Annotated in this window: 23 protein-coding genes; 18 read left to right on the top strand and 5 right to left on the bottom strand. The window is 35.1% G+C overall.

Going from position 1 to position 19,345, the window contains the following annotated elements:
* Positions 1–590: 590 nt before the first annotated feature.
* The 12 genes from AC3WRL_RS14325 to AC3WRL_RS14270 all read left to right on the top strand — a co-directional run bounded on the left by AC3WRL_RS14325 (position 591) and on the right by AC3WRL_RS14270 (position 5,956).
* Positions 591–806, top strand: coding sequence for a RebB family R body protein (locus AC3WRL_RS14325; RefSeq protein ID WP_047400697.1), 216 nt, complete (start codon positions 591–593; stop codon positions 804–806).
* Positions 807–823: 17 nt separating this feature from the next.
* Positions 824–1,324 carry a hypothetical protein gene (locus AC3WRL_RS14320; protein WP_214826240.1) on the top strand — a complete coding sequence of 167 codons (501 nt, stop codon included), beginning with the start codon at positions 824–826 and terminating at the stop codon, positions 1,322–1,324.
* Positions 1,321–1,572: a hypothetical protein gene (locus tag AC3WRL_RS14315; RefSeq protein WP_214826238.1), complete on the top strand. Its 252-nt coding sequence runs from the start codon at positions 1,321–1,323 to the stop codon at positions 1,570–1,572. The genes AC3WRL_RS14320 and AC3WRL_RS14315 overlap by 4 nt, the downstream gene beginning before the upstream one ends.
* Positions 1,550–2,359 carry a hypothetical protein gene (locus tag AC3WRL_RS14310; RefSeq protein ID WP_214826236.1) on the top strand — a complete coding sequence of 270 codons (810 nt, stop codon included), beginning with the start codon at positions 1,550–1,552 and terminating at the stop codon, positions 2,357–2,359. Before AC3WRL_RS14315 ends, AC3WRL_RS14310 begins: the two co-directional genes overlap by 23 nt.
* Positions 2,360–2,413: 54 nt before the next feature.
* The gene (locus tag AC3WRL_RS14305; protein WP_492330596.1) at positions 2,414–2,794 is read left to right on the top strand and encodes a hypothetical protein; all 381 of its coding nucleotides are present in this window, start codon (positions 2,414–2,416) and stop codon (positions 2,792–2,794) included.
* 29 nt (positions 2,795–2,823) lie between these two features.
* Positions 2,824–3,045: a RebB family R body protein gene (locus AC3WRL_RS14300; protein ID WP_214826233.1), complete on the top strand. Its 222-nt coding sequence runs from the start codon at positions 2,824–2,826 to the stop codon at positions 3,043–3,045.
* Positions 3,046–3,514: 469 nt separating this feature from the next.
* On the top strand, positions 3,515–3,775 hold the full coding sequence (locus tag AC3WRL_RS14295) for a RebB family R body protein (RefSeq protein ID WP_251040493.1): 261 nt from the start codon (positions 3,515–3,517) through the stop codon (positions 3,773–3,775).
* An 81-nt stretch (positions 3,776–3,856) separates the two neighbouring features.
* On the top strand, positions 3,857–4,117 hold the full coding sequence (locus AC3WRL_RS14290; protein WP_251040492.1) for a RebB family R body protein: 261 nt from the start codon (positions 3,857–3,859) through the stop codon (positions 4,115–4,117).
* An 80-nt stretch (positions 4,118–4,197) separates the two neighbouring features.
* Positions 4,198–4,458 carry a RebB family R body protein gene (locus AC3WRL_RS14285; protein WP_214826232.1) on the top strand — a complete coding sequence of 87 codons (261 nt, stop codon included), beginning with the start codon at positions 4,198–4,200 and terminating at the stop codon, positions 4,456–4,458.
* Positions 4,459–4,540: 82 nt separating this feature from the next.
* Entirely contained in the window at positions 4,541–4,801 is a 261-nt protein-coding gene (locus tag AC3WRL_RS14280) for a RebB family R body protein (RefSeq protein WP_251040491.1), read from the top strand.
* Positions 4,802–4,879: 78 nt separating this feature from the next.
* The gene (locus tag AC3WRL_RS14275) at positions 4,880–5,140 is read left to right on the top strand and encodes a RebB family R body protein (RefSeq protein ID WP_251040490.1); all 261 of its coding nucleotides are present in this window, start codon (positions 4,880–4,882) and stop codon (positions 5,138–5,140) included.
* Between the two features lie 102 nt (positions 5,141–5,242).
* Positions 5,243–5,956 carry a hypothetical protein gene (locus AC3WRL_RS14270; RefSeq protein WP_214826231.1) on the top strand — a complete coding sequence of 238 codons (714 nt, stop codon included), beginning with the start codon at positions 5,243–5,245 and terminating at the stop codon, positions 5,954–5,956.
* A 257-nt stretch (positions 5,957–6,213) separates the two neighbouring features.
* On the opposite strand, the gene AC3WRL_RS14265 is transcribed toward AC3WRL_RS14270, so the two are convergent.
* The 4 genes from AC3WRL_RS14265 to AC3WRL_RS14250 all read right to left on the bottom strand — a co-directional run bounded on the left by AC3WRL_RS14265 (position 6,214) and on the right by AC3WRL_RS14250 (position 9,008).
* The gene (locus tag AC3WRL_RS14265) at positions 6,214–6,894 is read right to left on the bottom strand and encodes a response regulator transcription factor (RefSeq protein WP_214826230.1); all 681 of its coding nucleotides are present in this window, start codon (positions 6,892–6,894) and stop codon (positions 6,214–6,216) included.
* A 56-nt stretch (positions 6,895–6,950) separates the two neighbouring features.
* Entirely contained in the window at positions 6,951–7,700 is a 750-nt protein-coding gene (locus AC3WRL_RS14260) for a sensor histidine kinase (RefSeq protein ID WP_492330595.1), read from the bottom strand.
* Entirely contained in the window at positions 7,670–8,215 is a 546-nt protein-coding gene (locus tag AC3WRL_RS14255) for a hypothetical protein (protein ID WP_492330594.1), read from the bottom strand. Before AC3WRL_RS14255 ends, AC3WRL_RS14260 begins: the two co-directional genes overlap by 31 nt.
* An 85-nt stretch (positions 8,216–8,300) precedes the next feature.
* Positions 8,301–9,008: a hypothetical protein gene (locus tag AC3WRL_RS14250; protein ID WP_492330593.1), complete on the bottom strand. Its 708-nt coding sequence runs from the start codon at positions 9,006–9,008 to the stop codon at positions 8,301–8,303.
* Between the two features lie 427 nt (positions 9,009–9,435).
* Here AC3WRL_RS14250 and AC3WRL_RS14245 point away from each other — a divergent pair, with 427 nt between their 5' ends.
* The 3 genes from AC3WRL_RS14245 to AC3WRL_RS14235 all read left to right on the top strand — a co-directional run bounded on the left by AC3WRL_RS14245 (position 9,436) and on the right by AC3WRL_RS14235 (position 13,520).
* Entirely contained in the window at positions 9,436–10,341 is a 906-nt protein-coding gene (locus AC3WRL_RS14245) for a RebB family R body protein (RefSeq protein WP_492330592.1), read from the top strand.
* Positions 10,342–10,638: 297 nt separating this feature from the next.
* Complete coding sequence (locus AC3WRL_RS14240) at positions 10,639–12,207, top strand: type I restriction-modification system subunit M (RefSeq protein WP_492330591.1); 1,569 nt, start codon at positions 10,639–10,641, stop codon at positions 12,205–12,207.
* A 59-nt stretch (positions 12,208–12,266) separates the two neighbouring features.
* Positions 12,267–13,520: a restriction endonuclease subunit S gene (locus tag AC3WRL_RS14235; RefSeq protein ID WP_492330590.1), complete on the top strand. Its 1,254-nt coding sequence runs from the start codon at positions 12,267–12,269 to the stop codon at positions 13,518–13,520.
* A gap of 59 nt (positions 13,521–13,579) precedes the next feature.
* On the opposite strand, the gene AC3WRL_RS14230 is transcribed toward AC3WRL_RS14235, so the two are convergent.
* Positions 13,580–14,782, bottom strand: coding sequence for a restriction endonuclease subunit S (locus tag AC3WRL_RS14230; protein WP_492330589.1), 1,203 nt, complete (start codon positions 14,780–14,782; stop codon positions 13,580–13,582).
* Positions 14,783–14,899: 117 nt separating this feature from the next.
* Between AC3WRL_RS14230 and AC3WRL_RS14225 the strand changes: the two genes are divergently transcribed.
* The 3 genes from AC3WRL_RS14225 (at position 14,900) to AC3WRL_RS14215 (ending at position 19,278) form a co-directional block, all read left to right on the top strand.
* A complete protein-coding gene (locus AC3WRL_RS14225) occupies positions 14,900–15,826 on the top strand; it encodes a tyrosine-type recombinase/integrase (protein ID WP_492330588.1) in 927 nt (308 codons plus the stop codon).
* Positions 15,827–15,927: 101 nt separating this feature from the next.
* Positions 15,928–18,792, top strand: a complete 2,865-nt coding sequence (locus AC3WRL_RS14220) for a type I restriction endonuclease subunit R (RefSeq protein WP_492330587.1) — start codon at positions 15,928–15,930, stop codon at positions 18,790–18,792.
* A gap of 282 nt (positions 18,793–19,074) precedes the next feature.
* Positions 19,075–19,278 (top strand): helix-turn-helix domain-containing protein, encoded by a 204-nt coding sequence (locus AC3WRL_RS14215; RefSeq protein ID WP_492330586.1) that lies wholly within the window; start codon positions 19,075–19,077, stop codon positions 19,276–19,278.
* Positions 19,279–19,345: the final 67 nt, after the last annotated feature.

Raw genomic sequence — 19,345 nt, 5'->3', positions numbered from 1 at the left:
TTTGTTTATTCAACAAAAATAATAAGATTATTTTATATTTAATATGTTAAATTTTATTTTTTTAATAAATAAAAAAATAAATGTGGTATCTGCTTGGTTAATACGATGTTTATGAGAAAAAAATTTTTTATTTGGAGGATGAAAATCTTATTTTGAAGGGCATATTTTTTAAAATAAAATCTGTATTTTGAATGTATAAAAACATTATTAAACTGTTTTACAGTATGTTATGCTCGTTATTTTGTAAATAAAAGAATAAAAAGACCGTCAATTTAGGGATTGATGGTCTTTTTTTATGAGGTGCTTTTTTCAGCAAAAGCCCACCCAGAGGGAGATCCAAGTTTATGAGCAACCCTTTATTTTATCATTCATTTCACCTTTAGGAGAATTCCCTAGTTTTTGAAAATCAGTTTTTTCCCCGAGTGTTGACTTGTTTTAGTTTAAGACATTTGTAACAGACAAAAGAGAGAAAGTAACGATGCACTTGCGATTACAATCACAATATAAAATAAAAGATTGAATTGAGATGAGAGAAATCTTAGAGAATGTCAGAAAAAACTAAAACTAAAATAACCATTTAAACAAAAAATATGGCAGATACAGTAAACAATCAGACTACAGATGCAGTTACGCAGACTAATGTTACCGTGCTTGGTGAGTCTCCGGCACAGGCCATGAGTATGCTTTATCAGATGGCCACCCATGCAAGTGGGATTTCCATTCAGAATTCGGTGACGAATCAGCAAAACTTGAATCAGCTTAACCCTGCGATTGTTGCAGATGCCATTAAGATTTTAAAAGGATAATCTAAAACCTTACAACGATGGATGAGAACAACATTGAGAAACAGGAAGCCAATCCTACCACTCCGGCAGAGAAAGCGGTAGTGTTTGTGAACACCGAGGTACTATCGCCGCCAAAGGCCGATCCCATGACCGGAGCTGCGAAAATTATGATTGATCAGTCTACCGGAATGATGGTTCAGGATTTACAGTCCTTTTTAAAAGGATTTGAACAGGTGGGTTTAGTCGCATTAAGCAAATTAGCTCATAATTTCTTAACCTATGGAAATTATTTTCCACCAACGGGAGGTGTCGGAGCGAAGGCTGAAGGGGCTTCTGCCCAGGATCCAATGGGAGGAAACGGAAATGAAATCATGAAGGACTTATTTAAGATAGTAAGTGATTATGCTGAAGCAAAAACGAAAATTTCCGGTGCGATCTTTAATGGCAGTGCTTCACCGATGCCCGGCATGATCCAGAGTCCGCCCCCTTTTACAGATGTTTCCGCTGAAGAGGAGGATATGGAAAAAAAAAACGATTGACCCTACCGGTTACGGAAGAAACCTCATCACAGAAAGATAGTATGAGAAAAAATGTAACCGCGGCTGACCATGGGGATGGAATTGTGCTTAAATCTGTAAAATTAACCCAACCCCTTGTAAAACCTGAGATTAAAGAAGCGGTGGTTCCTGTAGAACAACATATAAGTGAACATACCAAGAAAACGATAACAACAAAACTAATCGATAAACTTAAAAAAATAAGAGATGAATTATTCAAGCGAAATTAAACCTGCCAAAATTTTAAACTTACGTTCCCTAAAAGAATTGAACGAAAGTATTTATCTGACAAGAACCAATGACAATGCCTATTTCAGTGTTAAGAAACTGGAAAATAACAATGACCGTGCGGTATTCAGTCTGGGAACATCAAGTATCAATATACAACCTATTTTAAGACAGGTGATCTGTACCAAAGGGAGAAGGTCTAATAGTTATCAGTCATTTGTGATAGAGCCGAAAGACAAATCTACGGGAATAGCTGTGATCATGATCAAGCTCGAAGAGCATCACACTTTTCTATGCAACGTAAGAATTCTTCCACTGAGTACCCTCTCAGATATTGCAGAGCCCGAAACGGAATCAAAGCTGCTTACTGTAAATCTGGAAAAATCGAAATGTGTACTCAAAACAGATATTACCATTACTGCATCCAATACAGGTGAAGCCTTATATGCGGTTCACGATGTTGATGTAAGTGCGATTTCCGACCTGGTGACTCCGGATGAGATTATAGAATTGAAAAGAGAATTAGAGTTTCAGGGATCTAAATTAATTGCCCATTATTTTCAGGAAATTCTGGATATTGTAATCAATGAAAATCCAGCAAATCCTGGCAGATCACCTTTAATCCCGGATGAGTATATCTTAACGCTTCCTCCGGAACAGTTGAAGCAAATGATGTCGGCGAATGCGATTGCAGGAAGTATTGCTTTAGAAATTATCGGAAGCAATGTTATTCAGAATCTCAACAGGGACTGGACTGCTGCAGGAGCTTTCATAGGCTATCTGCTCTAGAAGTGCATTCTGCGGAGAACCACCTTTATCAACAATCACTAAAAATTAAAACCTATGCGAAGACGAATCAATCATAGGGCTCGCCCCTCTGTCCCTGCACCACCTATTGTTGTAGAGGTGATAGAACCTGAAGTGGTGGAAGATGTAATGCCTTTTGTTCTCAGTCATGAAGATGAAATCATTAATTATATCAAAGATAAAGCGACCAAAGAGACATTAAAATCATTGGCTCCCTTACTGGAAAAACTGGAAGAAGCTGTTAAGCAGCAGCAAGCCTATCAGGCATCTGCAACCACCAATCTGCCAACGATGAATTACGAAGAGCAATTGAAAAAGCTTCAGGAAACGTCGAAGGAAAAAATAAAAGAGAAAGAATTCAAGGTGGCGGAAAGAATGAACAAGCTGCAAATGCGACTCGCTAATATGCGGAAATAATACATCTAATCACAAAAATAACAATTATTATGAGCGATATCAATACGATAGTTTTAGGAATGTCCACCTCGGTAACGAGTGCTATTTCTTCGCAGGTCAGTGCACAATCAACAGGATTAATGCATATGAATTCTGCAGTACATCAACAGCAAAACGGCATATTGGGAATAAGCAATACGGTCATGGGAATTAAAAAGATGCATTCCGGAAAATTGCTCAAGGAATTAGCCATGCTAAAAAAGGGTCTTTAACCTTCAGTAAGAAATAATTACGGATGCGGTTTTCTTCTCTGTAGAATAGAAGCCGGTGCCCCTCAACATATATTAGGTCAAAATTTTCATCCTGCACCGGTTTTTTTAATGCTGTAGATTCCCAAAACGGGCAATCATGTGGAAATGCAATCTCAGCTCAAAGTGTATATTATGTACAGCAGTCTACCGTAGAAGAAAAGAAGGAACCGCATCCTTTTCTTTAGCCTCAGCTATGATCGCTGAAGTTCATCAAATACATATTTTAAACTCTCGCAGATTTTACGGATCGTGATTTCAACCATTGTACAGAAGTCATCCATATATCTAATCCTCAGTTAGTAGTTTTTATCAATGCTTTGAAATCTGTTGCATTCGAATTATCTGCGATGAGGTTAAATACCATATAAAACTAGTTTAAATCAAATAATTTCTTAATCGAGAGTCAATCTCAAAAAAACAATTAATCATTATGGCAACAGTTAACGAACAAATTACAGACGCAGTAACGCAGTCCAACGTAAAAGTGGTAGCAGAATCTCCTGCAATGGCATTGAGTAACGTGTATCAGACAGCAGCACATTCAACAGGGATCATGTTTGAAAATGCGGTAAATAACCAAAACCAACAAAACATCCTGGGTCAGGCAGCGACTACACAGGGGATCACTCAGATCTACAGTATGGACACAGTAGCAGATGCTGTTTCTATTGCTAAAATACTGAAACCTTAAGACCTTCCTGTTAACAGCAGAAAATAATCCGAGCAACCGGAGAATCCGGTTGTTTTTTAACCCCAATAAACAATAATCATTATGGCAACAGTTAACGAACAGATTACAGACGCAGTAACGCAGTCGAACGTAAAGGTGGTAGCAGAATCTCCTGCAATGGCTTTAAGTAACGTGTATCAGACAGCAGCACATTCTACAGGCATTATGTTTGAAAATGCGGTAAATAATCAAAACCAACAAAACATCCTTACTCAGGCGGCGACTACACAAGGTATTACGCAGATCTACAGCAAAGATACCATTGCGGATGGAATTGCTATGGCTAAAATATTGAAACCTTAAAAACCGTTCTGCTAAGCGGAAAAACAATTCTTACAGCTGGAAAAACCAGTTGTTTCTAAACCCAATAAACAATAATCATTATGGCAAAAGTTAACGAACAAATTACAGACGCAGTAACGCAGTCGAACGTAAAAGTAGTAGGTGAATCTCCTGCAATGGCGATCAGCAACGTGTATCAGTCAGCAGCGCATTCAACAGGTATTATGTTTGAAAATGCGGTGAACACTCAAAATCAGCAAAATATTGTAACTCAGGCAGCGACGACTCAAGGGATTTCGCAGATCTATAGTCTGGATACAATAGCAGACGCTGTTTCAATGGCAAAAATTTTAAAACCATAAAAATCTTTTTTGCGAAGCGCAGAAAAATAACCCGGCAACCGGAGCATCTGGTTGTTTTTAATCTAAATAACTAATAATCATTATGGCAACAGTTAATGAACAAATCACAGACGCAGTTACCCAGTCGAACGTAAAAGTGGTAGCAGAATCTCCAGCAATGGCTTTAAGCAATGTATATCAGACAGCAGCACATTCTACAGGAATTATGTTTGAAAATGCAGTAAACACTCAAAATCAGCAGAACATTGTAACTCAGGCAGCAACTACACAGGGTGTTACGCAGATCTATAGCCTGGATACAGTAGCAGATGCTGTTTCTATTGCTAAAATACTGAATCCTTAAAAACGGGCAACAGTAAAAAAATAATCTTTGCAGCCGGAGCATCCGGTTGCTTTTTAACCCAAATAAACAATAATCATTATGGCAACAGTTAACGAACAAATCACAGACGCAGTTACCCAGACCAACGTAAAAGTGGTAGCAGAATCTCCAGCAATGGCATTAAGCAACGTGTATCAGACAGCAGCACATTCAACAGGAATTATGTTTGAAAATGCAGTGAATACACAAAACCAACAAAATATTTTAGGTCAGGCAGCCACTACACAAGGAGTGATCCAGATCTATAGCCTGGATACAGTAGCAGATGCTGTTTCTATCGCTAAAATATTAAATCCTTAGTTAAAAGCGTGTTTTTTAGGTTTCATGTCAGGGGGGACGTTATGGTTCTCCCTGATTTTTTTTAATCATTACAAAATCTTAATAACTTAAAATAAAATTGATATGAGAAATATAATGTATCCTTTATTGTTGCGGTCATCTCAATATGTCCGGGCCAACTGGAATAGTGATGAGCCTAATTATAAATACTTCTTAAAACTGGAACAATTTGCTCCCCAACTTCGTTTTGTGGATGAGATAGTGTCTCCGGAAGGAAGGGTAGGATCCCTGGGAATGGAACCTCTCCGCATTTTTGGAAGATGGTTGGGTTGGAAGTTCTGCTATAATGAACACGATTTTGAGTTTAATGTACTGGTAGGTTCCGTTAGCGATAACCTTACTGCACGTTCGGTATATGATTTTTCAAAGAATTCTATTGGACGAACGGTGCCCGGTGCCTTGAGAGGCGGAGATGGACAGCTGATGGGAAGAAGAACTCATGAAGGGGTGACGACAGCAATAATCGGTGGACAGGTAAGAACGACCCATAATGATGAAGATTTGACCATGCGAAATCTTGCAGAGCCAGGGCATTTTTTCAGTGGTGGCTACTTAGACCTCGAATTTTTTGAGAAAGATGGTAATGTATACATTAAGCTCAAAGGGGGTGGATTTAATAATTTTGCCTCTTTTAATCAGGTTTTTGGAAGCAGGTTGTTTCCTGACATGGCAAGAGCCAATGCAGCAGCATACAGAGCATCTCAAAATCTACCTCGTATAAGGCATACAGTAGAGGATCTTACTAAAAAGACCAGTTTTTTTGACTATACAGAGTAATGAGTTATTATTTCATGGCATCCACCATAGTAAATTGCTCTTTAAATTAATTTCATGGTTTTGAAATCATAGGTATGACATCCATAAAAGGCCTGAAGCTAAACTCCTCAAAAAGATAAATACTGAGAAAGAATACAAATTTGTAATTCCATAATAAAGAGGTTTATGTTTTAGTAATCTTTTTTACGGGTTTATTAAAATTTGTATTCTATTCAGTATCGATGATCAATGATCACTGATCAATTATTTTACAGCTGTTACTTATCAAACAGCACAATTTCATTAGCGTCCACAATATTATTCTGAACGGCATAGATCACCAGTCCGGCCATGTTTTTCACACAGGTTTTGATCATCAGATTGGTTTTATGCGTTTCTACCGTTTTGGGTGAGATAAATAAAGCGTCGGCAATCTCTTTCGTACTTAATTGCTGGCAAACGAGTTTGAGAACATCAACCTCCCTGTCCGTGAGGTCATCCTTGGAGTAAGCATGAAATTCAGGGAGTTTATTGGAAAGCTGACCCCGCATCACATCGATCTGCTCATCGGAAAAATAATGTCCTTTATGATATACCGAATGGATAACATTTAAAAGTTCTTCCAGCTCAATTTCTTTAGACAGGAAAGCATGCGCTCCCATTTTCAGCATTTGTCCCATAAAAGAGCGACGGTAAAAACTGGAAAGGACAATGATCTTGGTGTCAGCTTCTTTTTGGGATAATGCAGACATCACTTCAAGTCCGTCACCATTAGCCATTCTCAGGTCTAATATCAAAACGTCCAAAGCATTATTGTCTGTTTCATTCAGAAAATGCTGACCACTTGTTGAGGTCAGTACCACCTCAAAACGTTCATCATTATTGATGTAATTTTTTAAAAGTTGTACAAAAAGAAGGTCATCATCTACGATGCCGATTTTAATTTTTAAATTTTCCATTTAATTTTTAAGTTTAATTTTTTATTTTCAATATTAATTTTTCAATTCTCAATCCCTCACTCCAACGCCATGGCCGCAATAAACTTCGTCCCCTTTTCCGGCCTTGATTTAAGCTTATAAACTGCCTGGATCTTCTGAGCTCTGGATTGGATATTTCTTAAACCAATTCCATTGTAATGGGTTTCTGGTTTAAAACCATTGCCATTGTCCTCTATCGTGAGCATCAGATAATCAGGAGAGACCCGCAGCGAAACATCAATCCTGGTTGCATTGGCGTGTTTTAAAACGTTGGTGATCAATTCCTGTACGATCCTGAAGATGTTTAATTTAACGGGGCTGCTGAGGGCTGCTTCTGAAACCATATGATGGTAGGCGATCTCGATATTCTTGCTGATCTGATCGAGGTAATCGGCGATGAGATCCGTTAATTCAATTTCACTCAGATCCGGAGGGGTCAGATTATGCGACAATTCCCGGATCAGCTGCATGGAGGTTTTCAGATCCAGATTCAGTTCTTCCGTATTCTTGTTATTGATATTCAAACGAATGACGTTAAGGCGTGAGATGATATTGTCATGAAGTTCTTCTGCCAGACGTTCCCGGTCCCTTTCCTGTAAATGCAGTGTATTTTCCCAGCATTCCGTCTGTGTATTCCGGACCAGCCGCATTACTTTTTGCTTGTTTTTCCTGATGCTTTTCAGATAGTTGACGATCAATATCGTGATCAATAACGTCGTTAAAAAAAATAGCCCTATACCAATCCATATCCATCCAACTACCAAGCCCGGATTTTCCCACTGCGACATCCCAGGTTAATAAAAGCAAGATAAAGACACCACAGCAAAACCCCTCTGAAAAGCCAGATCGGGGCTACCCATTCCAGGTGGTTGGTGACTAAGAAATTAAAAGTGGTAGAGATCAGGCATTCAACAGAAAAAAAAAGAAAGACGAATATATTAACGATAAACAGGCTTTTTTCAACCTTTCCTTTTTTTAGCATTTTCATAAAATAAGCGGCTGCGAAACTACAGATGATGATACTGCTGATGATGTTGGAATAAAAAGTAGGGCACGTTCCCTTTTGTGTATCCATCAGATTGACGATCAGGAAAACCGACGCATAAAGATAAACGATCCACTTGATGAAGACCGGGAGCTTAATAAAATACCTGCTGTAAATTTCTGTGAGGATCACCAGGCTGAAAAACTGGCTCAATGCATAATTGTAGGTGTTCAACGTGTTCAGTTTCAGCAGGCGGTCTATCAGGTCTGTCAGCTCCAGGGTGAATTCTGCGACGAGAAATACCGTGATCACCGCCATTATTTTTATCCCTTTTTTTACAAGCAAGATCAAACCTGTAAGCAAAGTCAGGTTGATAAGTATTTGTAAATAGAGGGATAGGTTGTTATAAGAAAGCACCGCTTTTGAGCAAGAGTTGATAGTTGTCAACGGGATCAGCAACGGTAAAAGGAGGTCGCGGCGTGGAATAGTTTTCCGCGGTCCTGCTCATTTCATTGATCGTTAAATCTTTAACCGTAATGATCTCAATATGATACGCGAAATCAGTGTCTCCTTTTTCTGCTTCATCCGTTAACCCAAAGAAACACGTACAGGATTCGCTATCCCCGAGGCCTAATCGTTCATAATCCTCAAACGGAATAGTGATCACCTGAACAAAAGGTTCCGTCTTCTGGGCTTTTAACCACGCTGTAGCATACATATTCCATCGGAAATTGCGGTTAATTGCCGATTCTGAAGTGATGGGTGGCAAAATTTCCAGATTGGTGGTGTTCTGAGCCTGATCCTCCGGAGACTGGCGGGTAAATTCCTTGATAAAGATATTGTTGAAATCGGCCTCCCGGTCACTCTTGGAATCGATCAAAAAGAATTTAAGCCTATTTTCATCAATGCCCAGATAAGCATGAACTCTTTTAGAATCCGCATTTTCAAGCTTCGTCTTCCATAATGCGACCTCATTTCCGGAAACAGAAAAGTGAGTTCCCTGGTTTAAATAGCCCAGAATCTCCTTTTCATTCGCGTCATTTCCGCTCTTATAGGAATCAATTAAAGTTTTCCATTTTTTAATGGATAGGTAAATGTTCTCAGTTGTCATTGGTATTAGGTATTAGTGAATAATATTAAATTATTGTTGAAATTTACAAAAAAAATGGTTTTTAAATCACGTGGCTTAGAAATAGGACGGATTGCATTGGCAGACTGTTCATTACTACAGTGATCACTGAGTTTTCGAAAAACCATATGATGAACTAAGGTTCTGGAATGTAATTCTTTACGGTCTTCTGTGATCACCCATTCTGATATGGATTACTGTCACCATTTTTAACCATTGACATCTTGAGAATAGCATTCTTTTTTTGAAAATCAGTTTTTCTACTGATTCGTGATCTTATTTTGTTTAATAGATTTGTGAGGAATAACTTGGAGTGAAAAACCAGAAGATGAAAGTCACCTATACATCAACCGGAATTTTCATCTGAAAGACGACCACAAAAACTAATGAATACCTAACACCATAAGACATGAATCACACCAACGAACCTCAACCCGTTAAAATGGACAACCTGCGTTCCTTACAGGAATTAAGTAAAGGTTTCTCTTTTCAGAAAGAGCAGGACCCGGCTTATTTTAGCAAGAATAATCCTGACCATAACAGCAGTCGTTTTGTATTTAATGCACAGACCACTGAAATTGAAGCAATGCCAACCATAAGATTTGTTCATTGCATAAATAGCAATAGCATATCCGACGGTTATCAGTCATTTGTCATAGAACCAAAACGTCAGTCCACAGGAATTTCGGTGGTAAGGATGAAACGGGATGATTCGAAGAACCTGCATTGTCACATCGACATTCTTCCATTCAATAATCTTGGGGATATTGCTGAACCGGAGAATGATTCGAAAATACTTTCTATCAATACTGATACATCCAAAGTTGTTTTAAAAATGGATATTGAGATCAGTCAGTCTAATACTGATGAAGCAATGTATACGGTTCATGATGTCGATGTCAATAGTCTGGAGGATTTTGTAAGTGCAGATGAGATTAGTGAATTGAAAAGAATGTTGGAATTTCAGGCTGCGAAGTTAATCGTACATTATATTCTGGAGGTGTATCATATCGTACATAACGATTATCAAAACAATACCGTTTCTTTGGTTTCTGAAAATGATCTTCCACAGATTCCTACCGATCAAATGAACGAATTGCTTTCTGCTAATATTGCTGCGGGAAGTATTGCTTTAGTGAGTGTATATCAATCTTTGGCACATTCTACAGGAATCCTGTTTGAAAACGCAGTGAATAACCAAAATCAACAAAATTCGCTGACACAGGCCGCCGCTAATCAGGGGGTGATGCAGATTTATAATATAGATACTATGGCGGATGCGGTGGGTATTGCGAGGATGTTGGGGGTGGGGTGATTATGTGTTCTTTGGTGTTGCACTATTTTTTTTGACCAATATAATTCCTCAAAGGATTATAAGCTGGATACTAAGGCAATGTCTGTGGTGTTTGTGTATTTGCCAATGTGGAGATTGAGAAGATGCGTATGTATGAGAATTAAAGCTGTCATAGTGGATGAACATTAAATTTAACAGTCATTCATTTATACTACAATACGTTGCAATTAGGACATCAACATTATATAAACTTTTCAGTTCTATTCTTTCTTTTTAATCTAAAATAAAATATCTTTAAAGTTTTTAATTAAGGATAATATGTCAGAAGAACAGAAACGTCAGTTACAACAGCAACTTTGGAATATAGCGAATACATTACGTGGTAAAATGGATGCGGATGAATTCCGTGATTACATTTTAGGATTTATTTTTTATAAATATCTTTCAGAGAAAATCCATTTTACAGCTAATAAAATTTTATTAGACTCGGGAGAAGAGGTTGATTACAACGACGTTGACGAAAATTCTGAAGATGGAAAAGAAATCGTTGAATCTATTTATGAAGAGGTAGTTGAAGATTTGGGATATTTTCTAAAACCTTCTGAACTTTTCAGTAATATTGCTAAAAAAGGACATCAGAAACAGGAAGGAAAGTCTAATTTCATCTTAGCTGAACTTACAAAAATTCTTAATAATATTGAGCAATCAACATTAGGGACCAATAGTGAAGATGATTTCGAAGGTCTTTTTGATGATTTAGATCTTACCTCTTCCAAATTAGGAAGAACAGAAGACGAAAAGAATACGTTGATTTCAAAAGTTCTTTATCATCTGGATGATATTGATTTCAATTTATCAGATACCAATGCGGATGTTTTAGGCGATGCTTATGAATATCTGATTGCACAGTTTGCAAGTGGAGCTGGTAAAAAAGCAGGAGAATTTTATACTCCGCAACAAGTTTCTACTATTTTGGCGAGAATTGTGACTAGTAGAAAATCACAATTGAAATCTGTATATGATCCGACTTGCGGAAGTGGTTCGTTACTTTTGCGTGTTGCCCGTGAAGCAAAAGTAAGCGATTTCTACGGTCAGGAAATGAACCGTACTACTTACAACTTAGCGAGAATGAATATGATTCTTCACGGTGTCAATTACAGCAACTTTGATATCCGTCAGGAAGATACTCTTGAAAAACCTCAACATCTTGATAAAACTTTTGATGCGATTGTAGCCAATCCCCCTTTTTCAGCAAAATGGAGTTCTAATGAATTGCTTTTGTTGGATGAAAGATTTTCACAATATGGAAAATTAGCACCTTGTTCAAAAGCAGACTTTGCTTTTATCCAGCATATGATTCATCATTTGGATGAAAACGGAATTATGGCAGTAGTAATGCCTCACGGTGTTCTGTTCCGTGGTGCAGCCGAATTGGTTATCCGAAAATATCTGATTAAAGAGAAGAATTATTTGGATGCAGTAATTGGTTTGCCTGCCAATATTTTCTTTGGAACAAGTATTCCTACCTGTATTTTAGTTTTTAAGAAATGCCGCGAAGCAGATGAAGATATTTTATTTGTAGATGCAAGCAAAGAGTTTGAAAAACAGAAGAATCAAAATGTCTTGCTTAATGCTCATATCAATAAAATTGTTGATACTTATCAAAACCGGACAGTAACTGAAAAATTTAGTCATAAAGCGACATTGCAGGAAGTTGCTGGTAATGATTACAATCTAAATATTCCTCGTTATGTGGATACTTTTGAGGAAGAAGAGGAAATTGATATTCAAGCGGTAATGGCTGAAATTAAAGAACTTGAAGCAAAGCGTACTCAACTGGATTCTGAAATTGAAGTTTATTTGAAAGAATTAGGATTAGTAGGCTAATTTATTTTTGGCTTAATAAAATCCTCAAGGCTTAGAATTTTAACAAATAAATAATCAAGATGACAGAAGAAAATAAAAGTGTAAAGAATTTTCCTAATTTATTACCAAAGCTTAGATTTAAAGGGTTTGAGGAGAACTGGGAGAATAAAACATTAGGAGAATTACTTGAGTTTAAAAACGGAATTAATGCTTCTAAAGAACAATATGGTTCAGGGATTAAGTTCATTAACGTATTAGATATTTTATCAAATGACTTTATCACATACGACAATATAGTTGGTAAAGTTAATGTCGATGAGATAATAATTGAAAAGTTTTCGGTTAGTTATGGGGATATCCTTTTTCAGCGAAGTTCAGAAACTAGAGAAGAAGTTGGGACAGCTAATGTCTATTTAGATAAAAATAAAAATGCCACATTTGGAGGTTTTGTAATAAGAGGGAAAAAAATTGGAGATTACAATCCTATTTTTTTTAATAAACTTCTCAAAACCAATTCAGCGAGGGAAAATATAACTTCTAAATCTGGAGGAAGCACAAGATTTAATGTTGGACAAGAGATACTAAGTTCAGTAAATTTATATTTTCCTAATCTTCCCGAACAAGATAAAATTGCTTCATTTTTATTGCTTGTTGATGAAAGAATCCAAACCCAAAAGAAAATAATTGAACAATTAAAAACCTTAATTAAAGCTAGTCGTGAAAAGGTATTTTCTCAGAAGTTAAGATTTAAAGATGAACAAGGGAATTATTTTCCTGATTGGGATTACTTTCAATTAGGAGAGATTTTAACTGTTCAAGGAGGTTTTGCATTTAAGAGCGAATTATTTAATAAAGGAATTACAAAAGTATTGAGAATTGGGGATATTGTTAAGACAATTCAATTAGATGATTTTAAAGGTGTTTACTCTTCAGAAATTCCAGATAATAAATATTTGGTGAGAAAAGGAGATTTTGTGATGGCACTATCTGGAGCCACTTTTGGTAAGGTTGGTAAAATAAGCTGTAATGGAAAAGCCTATATTAATCAACGAGTTGCTACTTTTAGAACAAATTATTGTTTAGAATTTTTCTATCAATTAGTTCAAAGCAAAGATTTTGTAAGTTATATTTATTCAATTCCAACTGCAAGCGCTCAACCAAATATTTCAAATAGTGATATTTCGAAGTATGAAACTGCAATTCCATCAATAAAAGAGCAAACTAAAATTGCCAATTTTCTTTCTTCAATGCAGGAAAATATAAAAACAGAAAAACAAATTTTAGAAAAACTAGAACTTCAAAAGAAATTTCTTTTGGCTAATTTGTTTGTTTGATAAAAAAAGCCTTGTCAAGGTTTGAAACCTTAACAAGGCTTACAGAAAACCAAAGTTCTTTAAATAAAAAGATTTTGTAATAAATACTTTTTCTGATTTTCGTATTGAGCAAGTAATTCGTTTTCTAAGTTTATTTTTTCATCAAGCTTTGATAAAAAACTAGCAACCTTATTTTGTATAGCTAAACTTGGAATTGTAATTTTTAGATTCAATAATGTGTATTCGTGAATTCGTTTACTTCCAGAACCACTAGCTATATCTTCTAACTTTTTATAAAATGATTCTCTAGAAAAAAAATAAAATAAGTATTTATCATTAACTATATCTTTATTAATATCCAAGGCAGGAACGTCTGCGGATGATAAAAAACCGTCATATTTGTCAGGAATTATTCCAAAAGCACCGTTAAATAAGTTTTGTTTACCATAGATGAATTGTCCTTTTTTTCTGATAAAATAGTTTGTTGCGCCTAATGATAATGAATCTGAATTTTCATTTTTATGTATACCTTTTAAATGTAACTTTACGGTTAACAATTTTTCTTTGTCAATAAAATCAGGTTTTATTTTGTTAGGGATTTTTAAGAAATCACTCAAAAATACTGTATTTAAACCAGATAGATTTTGACAAAATAATTTCTTAATTATAAAACTCTTTTGTGTTATTAAACCCTCAATTATTTTCATTGAACATAATATCCTCTTATCTAAAAGAGATAGAAATTCAGAAATCTTTTGTTGTTCTGACATTGAGGGAAAGGATAAGTGAATTTTAGAAATCCTACCCACATTAATGCTTAATACCTTAGAACCCTGTGCTTCTCTTTTTATCTGATTTCTTACAAAATCAGATTTTAATAAATATCCAAGAAAACCTTTAGAAAAATTATTTTTTTGTGGTCTTGCTAAAAGAGTATGCAAACCAGAAAGTAATTTTTCTCCGTTAAGATTTGTAATTTCAATACTTTTCCCAACATCGTTTAAATCTTCAGAAGCATCTGCAAAAATTACATCTCCTTCTTGACAATAAAAATCTTCTGAAATTCTATTTAGAAAAATATCTTCATTTATATAAGGAACATTTTCTTTGTCTAAATCAAAAAGAGTTTGAAATTTAGTGTGAATATCTCCATAGTGAATATTTTTTACAGTTCCTGATTCGTAATTAAGATTATCTCTTGAATAAGAATTAGTTACTTTAAAAATCATCAATTCTCCAAGCTTCTTATTTTTCCACTTATCATTGAATTCTGAAAATCTCAATTTGGGTACACTTCCACAATTAGGAAAATTCTTTACAGTCTAAGGATTAATAATCCTCAATGTTAATTTCATAACTTTTAAGATTAGTTAGAAAATCATTTAAAAATCAAAAAAATTATGACAAGAAAGAAAACATTGGTAGAAATCGCTGAACTATGGAAGAATGACAAAAAGCTGTATGTAAAAAAATCAACTTTTTCGGCTTATGTGCTGTTGCTGGAAAATCATTTATTGCCTGTATTCAAAGACTACTCTGAGATTGAGGATGAAGATGTACAAAAGTTTGTATTTCAAAAGCTGGAACAAGGATTAAGTCAGAAAAGTATTAAAGATATTCTGATTGTTTTGAAAATGGTATTGAAGTTCGGGGCAAAGAATAAATGGATTGATTTCATCAATTTTGATGTACAATATCCTACAGTTAGAGAAACGCATACGATTGAAGTATTAAGCAGAACGCATCAGAAAAAAGTGATGAGCTATATTCAGGAGCATTTTACTTTTAGAAATCTGGGCGTATATATTTGTCTTTCATCAGGAATGCGAATTGGTGAAATTTGTGCATTGACTTGGGAAGATATTGATACAGAAAACGGAATTATCAACATCCGAAAAACAATCCAAAGAATTTATGTCATTGAAGATGGCGAAAGAAAAACAGAATTGTTGATTGATACGCCCAAAACCAAAAACTCCATCCGTGAAATCCCGATGAGCAGGGATTTATTGAGAATGCTGAAACCTTTCAAGAAAATTGTAAATCCTGCGTTCTATGTTTTAACCAACGATTCTAAACCTACAGAACCAAGAACCTACCGAAGTTACTACAAAAACTTAATGCGTTTTCTGGAAATTCCAGATATAAAATTTCACGGTCTGAGACACAGTTTTGCAACCCGATGTATCGAAAGCAAATGCGACTATAAAACAGTGAGTGTTTTGCTCGGTCATTCCAATATCAGTACAACTTTGAACTTATACGTTCATCCCAATCTGGAACAAAAGAAAAAAGCAATTGATCAGATGTTTAAAGCGCTAAAATAGTTGTAGTTATCATTGATTATTTCTTACATTTGGGAAAACTATCAATCACTTTGTCAGAACTCATACTTCTGACAAAGTTTTTAACCAAAACTAAAAACCGAATGTCAAGTCAGCCTGAATATATTTTAGAGCAAAAATTAGTAGAACAATTACAGCAGTTAGGTCACAAAAAAGTTACGATATATAATGAGGCAGACCTTATTAAAAATCTAAAAACTCAGCTCGAAATTCACAATAAAAAAACATTCTCAGATTCTGAGTTTGAAAAAATCCTCAATCATCTTTCCAAAGGAAATGTTTTTGAAAAAGCTAAAACATTACGTGACCGTTTTCATTTTTTTAAAGATGACGGTACTTCCGAATGGATTGAATTTATCAGTCAAGACCATTGGTGTCAGAACCAGTTTCAGGTCACCAATCAAATTGCTCAGGAAGGAAACTTTAAAAACAGATATGATGTAACCATTCTAATCAACGGATTACCTTTGGTACAGATTGAGCTAAAACGTCGCGGTCTTGAAATTAAAGAGGCTTTCAATCAAATGAACCGCTATCATCATCAGTCTTTCAATTCCGGAAGTGGATTGTTTAATTATGTTCAGTTGTTTATCATCAGTAACGGAGTTAATACAAAATATTACTCCAACAACGCAAAGCAGACATTTAAGCAGACTTTCTTTTGGTCTGATGAGCATAACAATAACATCACTCAACTTGAGCATTTTGCTCCTGCATTTTTAGAGCCTTGTCACATTGCTAAAATGATTACCAAGTATATCGTTTTGAATGAAACGAATAAGATACTGATGGTTTTAAGACCTTATCAATATTATGCTGTTGAGAAAATTGTTGACAGAGTAAGAAATACCGATAAGAATGGATTTATCTGGCATACAACGGGTTCGGGGAAAACTTTGACTTCATTTAAAGCGAGTCAAATCTTGAAAGAAATTCCTAAAGTAGAGAAAGTTGTTTTTGTAGTTGATAGAAAAGATTTGGATTACCAGACTCAAAAAGAATTTGATGCCTTTGAAAAAGGAAGTGTTGATGCCACTGAAAATACGGCACATTTGGTTAAGCAACTTTCAGACAATACAAAATTGATTGTAACTACTTTACAGAAGTTAAATACTGCCATTACAAAAGAAAAGCACGGTAATAAAATTGACAAACTGAAAGACAAGAAAGTGGTTTTTATTTTTGATGAATGTCATAGAAGTCAGTTTGGAGATACGCATCAGAATATCAAAAAATATTTTAAAAACGCCCAAATGATTGGCTTTACAGGAACTCCGATTTCTGAAGTTAATTCAATTGGGAAAATAGACGGAGCACCTGCGACTACCAACAGACTCTTTGAAGATTGTCTGCACAAATATGTGATTACAGATGCCATTCGTGATGATAATGTTTTGAAGTTTTCTGTAGAATATGTGGGGCGATACAAAGAAAAAGAAGGAAGCAATACTTACATTGATACAGATGTCGAGGCAATAGATACTCAAGAACTTTTGGAAAGCCCGAAACGTCTTGAAAAAATTGCAGATTATCTCATCGCAGAATACGGAAGAAAGACGCATAATAGTACTTTTAATGCAATGTTTTGTGTAAGCAGTATTGATGTTTTGCAGAAATATTATGACCTTTTTCAGAAGAAAAAAGAGGAAGGTAAGAATCAATTAAAGATTGCTACTATTTTCAGCTATGGAACTAATGAAGAGTCTAAGGATGCCAATGGGATCTATGAAGAACCCGAATTTGGAATGGTTGCAGAACCACAGGCGCAATACGGAGATTCTCATAGCAGAAATGTATTAGAAAGATATATTGGTCATTACAATGAAATGTTTGGAACAAACTTTACGACCAAAGACAGCCAAAGTTTTTACAATTATTACAATGATATTGCTAAAAGAGTCCGCAATAAAGAAGTTGATTTAATTATTGTAGTAAATATGTTTCTTACTGGATTTGACAGTCCGCAATTGAACACTTTATTTGTCGATAAAAATCTGAAATATCACGGATTGATTCAGGCATTTTCACGTACCAACAGATTGTTAGGCGAAAAAAAATCTCAAGGCAACATTGTTTGTTTTAGAAATCTGAAATCTGCAACTGATGATGCCGTGACTTTGTTTTCTAATAAAGAAGCAATTCAGGAGATTATTATTTATCCAATTGAAGATTATATTGAACTTTTCAACTCTGCTTTAGACACATTAAAGATTGTTGCCCCAGAAATTGACAGTGTCAACAGTTATCAAACTGAGCAGGAAAAGTTTGAATTCATTACTGCTTTCCGTGAAGTAATGCGTGTTCTGAATGTATTAAAATCATTTGCCGATTTTGATTTTGATAAATTGGAAATGACTGAATTTGAATTTGATGGTTATAAAAGCAAATACTTAGACATCTGGACTGAAATTAAAGGTGGAGATAAAGGAGGCGAAGGAAAAGCCAGCATTTTGGATGACGTTGACTTTGAGCTTGAGTTAATTCATCGTGATGAAATTAATGTAAGTTATATTTTATCACTTCTAGCCAACCTTACCAACTCAAATCTAAAAGGTGATAAATTAGAAAAAAAGAAAAAAGAAATCAGAGATATTCTTTCCGGCGATGCCAAGCTTCGAAGCAAAAAAGAACTGATAGAAAAATTCATAGAGGAAAATCTCCCTCATATTTCTGACGGAGACAACGTCAATGAAGAGTTTGAAAAATACTGGACTAAAGAAAAAAACTCTGCTTTTGATAAAATTGCCACCGAAGAATCCTTGAATAAAGACAGATTCCGAGATGCCATTGACGATTTTCTATTTACTTCTAAGACTCCAAAAATAAGTGATACACTGAAACTCCTAGAAATAAAGCCAAAACTTACTGAACGTAATAATATCGGAAGAAGAATTATTCAAAAGGTTCAAGACTTTGTAGATGTTTTCATTGATGGAGTTAACGCCTGATAAAAAAAGTATTTCGTCTCAATAAGTTTTTAGGCATTTTATCATTAAAACATATCTTTTCATTTTATATAATAAATTTTTCTTTAGAATATTTATTATATAAAACAGTGCTCTAACACCTAAAATGATAGAAATTTTAATTGGTTTAGGAATCTAAACTAAATAGAGGAGAAAAATATTATTGAAAATATGATGACATTTAAGAAATCATTGGTATTAACTAAAAGACAGTCTTAAAAACCAAATTTTCTCTATATTTGTACAAAGCACAACACAACCACTATGGAAAAGCTAAGAAGTCTCAGAAAGAAAAGAGGATACACTCAGGAATACATGTCTAACATCTTATCAACGGATGTTTCTAATTATTGCAGAAAAGAAAATGGAGATGTCAAAATATTTGATGATGAGTGGGAAAAACTGGCTAAAGCTTTAGATGTTGCAGTGGAAGAAATTAAAGAAGAAAGACAAGCTACTATAGCATAATGACAATTCAACTTTTAATGATACTTCTGTTGGTATAAACTATAATACAAATTATTATAACGTTCCT

It is taken from the genome of Chryseobacterium sp. FW101-FHT12H09 (assembly GCF_058790395.1).
Note: the sequence above shows the minus strand (reverse complement) of the source record. Positions and strands in the feature narration are given on the sequence as shown.

Coding starts and splice junctions, on each gene's coding strand:
- AC3WRL_RS14325 (WP_047400697.1), top strand. CDS start 591: ATGGCAGATACAGTAAACAATCAGACTACAGATGCAGTTACGCAGACT.
- AC3WRL_RS14320 (WP_214826240.1), top strand. CDS start 824: ATGGATGAGAACAACATTGAGAAACAGGAAGCCAATCCTACCACTCCG.
- AC3WRL_RS14310 (WP_214826236.1), top strand. CDS start 1,550: ATGAATTATTCAAGCGAAATTAAACCTGCCAAAATTTTAAACTTACGT.
- AC3WRL_RS14305 (WP_492330596.1), top strand. CDS start 2,414: ATGCGAAGACGAATCAATCATAGGGCTCGCCCCTCTGTCCCTGCACCA.
- AC3WRL_RS14300 (WP_214826233.1), top strand. CDS start 2,824: ATGAGCGATATCAATACGATAGTTTTAGGAATGTCCACCTCGGTAACG.
- AC3WRL_RS14295 (WP_251040493.1), top strand. CDS start 3,515: ATGGCAACAGTTAACGAACAAATTACAGACGCAGTAACGCAGTCCAAC.
- AC3WRL_RS14290 (WP_251040492.1), top strand. CDS start 3,857: ATGGCAACAGTTAACGAACAGATTACAGACGCAGTAACGCAGTCGAAC.
- AC3WRL_RS14285 (WP_214826232.1), top strand. CDS start 4,198: ATGGCAAAAGTTAACGAACAAATTACAGACGCAGTAACGCAGTCGAAC.
- AC3WRL_RS14280 (WP_251040491.1), top strand. CDS start 4,541: ATGGCAACAGTTAATGAACAAATCACAGACGCAGTTACCCAGTCGAAC.
- AC3WRL_RS14275 (WP_251040490.1), top strand. CDS start 4,880: ATGGCAACAGTTAACGAACAAATCACAGACGCAGTTACCCAGACCAAC.
- AC3WRL_RS14270 (WP_214826231.1), top strand. CDS start 5,243: ATGAGAAATATAATGTATCCTTTATTGTTGCGGTCATCTCAATATGTC.
- AC3WRL_RS14265 (WP_214826230.1), bottom strand. CDS start 6,894: ATGGAAAATTTAAAAATTAAAATCGGCATCGTAGATGATGACCTTCTT.
- AC3WRL_RS14260 (WP_492330595.1), bottom strand. CDS start 7,700: ATGTCGCAGTGGGAAAATCCGGGCTTGGTAGTTGGATGGATATGGATT.
- AC3WRL_RS14255 (WP_492330594.1), bottom strand. CDS start 8,215: ATGGCGGTGATCACGGTATTTCTCGTCGCAGAATTCACCCTGGAGCTG.
- AC3WRL_RS14250 (WP_492330593.1), bottom strand. CDS start 9,008: ATGACAACTGAGAACATTTACCTATCCATTAAAAAATGGAAAACTTTA.
- AC3WRL_RS14245 (WP_492330592.1), top strand. CDS start 9,436: ATGAATCACACCAACGAACCTCAACCCGTTAAAATGGACAACCTGCGT.
- AC3WRL_RS14240 (WP_492330591.1), top strand. CDS start 10,639: ATGTCAGAAGAACAGAAACGTCAGTTACAACAGCAACTTTGGAATATA.
- AC3WRL_RS14235 (WP_492330590.1), top strand. CDS start 12,267: ATGACAGAAGAAAATAAAAGTGTAAAGAATTTTCCTAATTTATTACCA.
- AC3WRL_RS14225 (WP_492330588.1), top strand. CDS start 14,900: ATGACAAGAAAGAAAACATTGGTAGAAATCGCTGAACTATGGAAGAAT.
- AC3WRL_RS14220 (WP_492330587.1), top strand. CDS start 15,928: ATGTCAAGTCAGCCTGAATATATTTTAGAGCAAAAATTAGTAGAACAA.
- AC3WRL_RS14215 (WP_492330586.1), top strand. CDS start 19,075: ATGGAAAAGCTAAGAAGTCTCAGAAAGAAAAGAGGATACACTCAGGAA.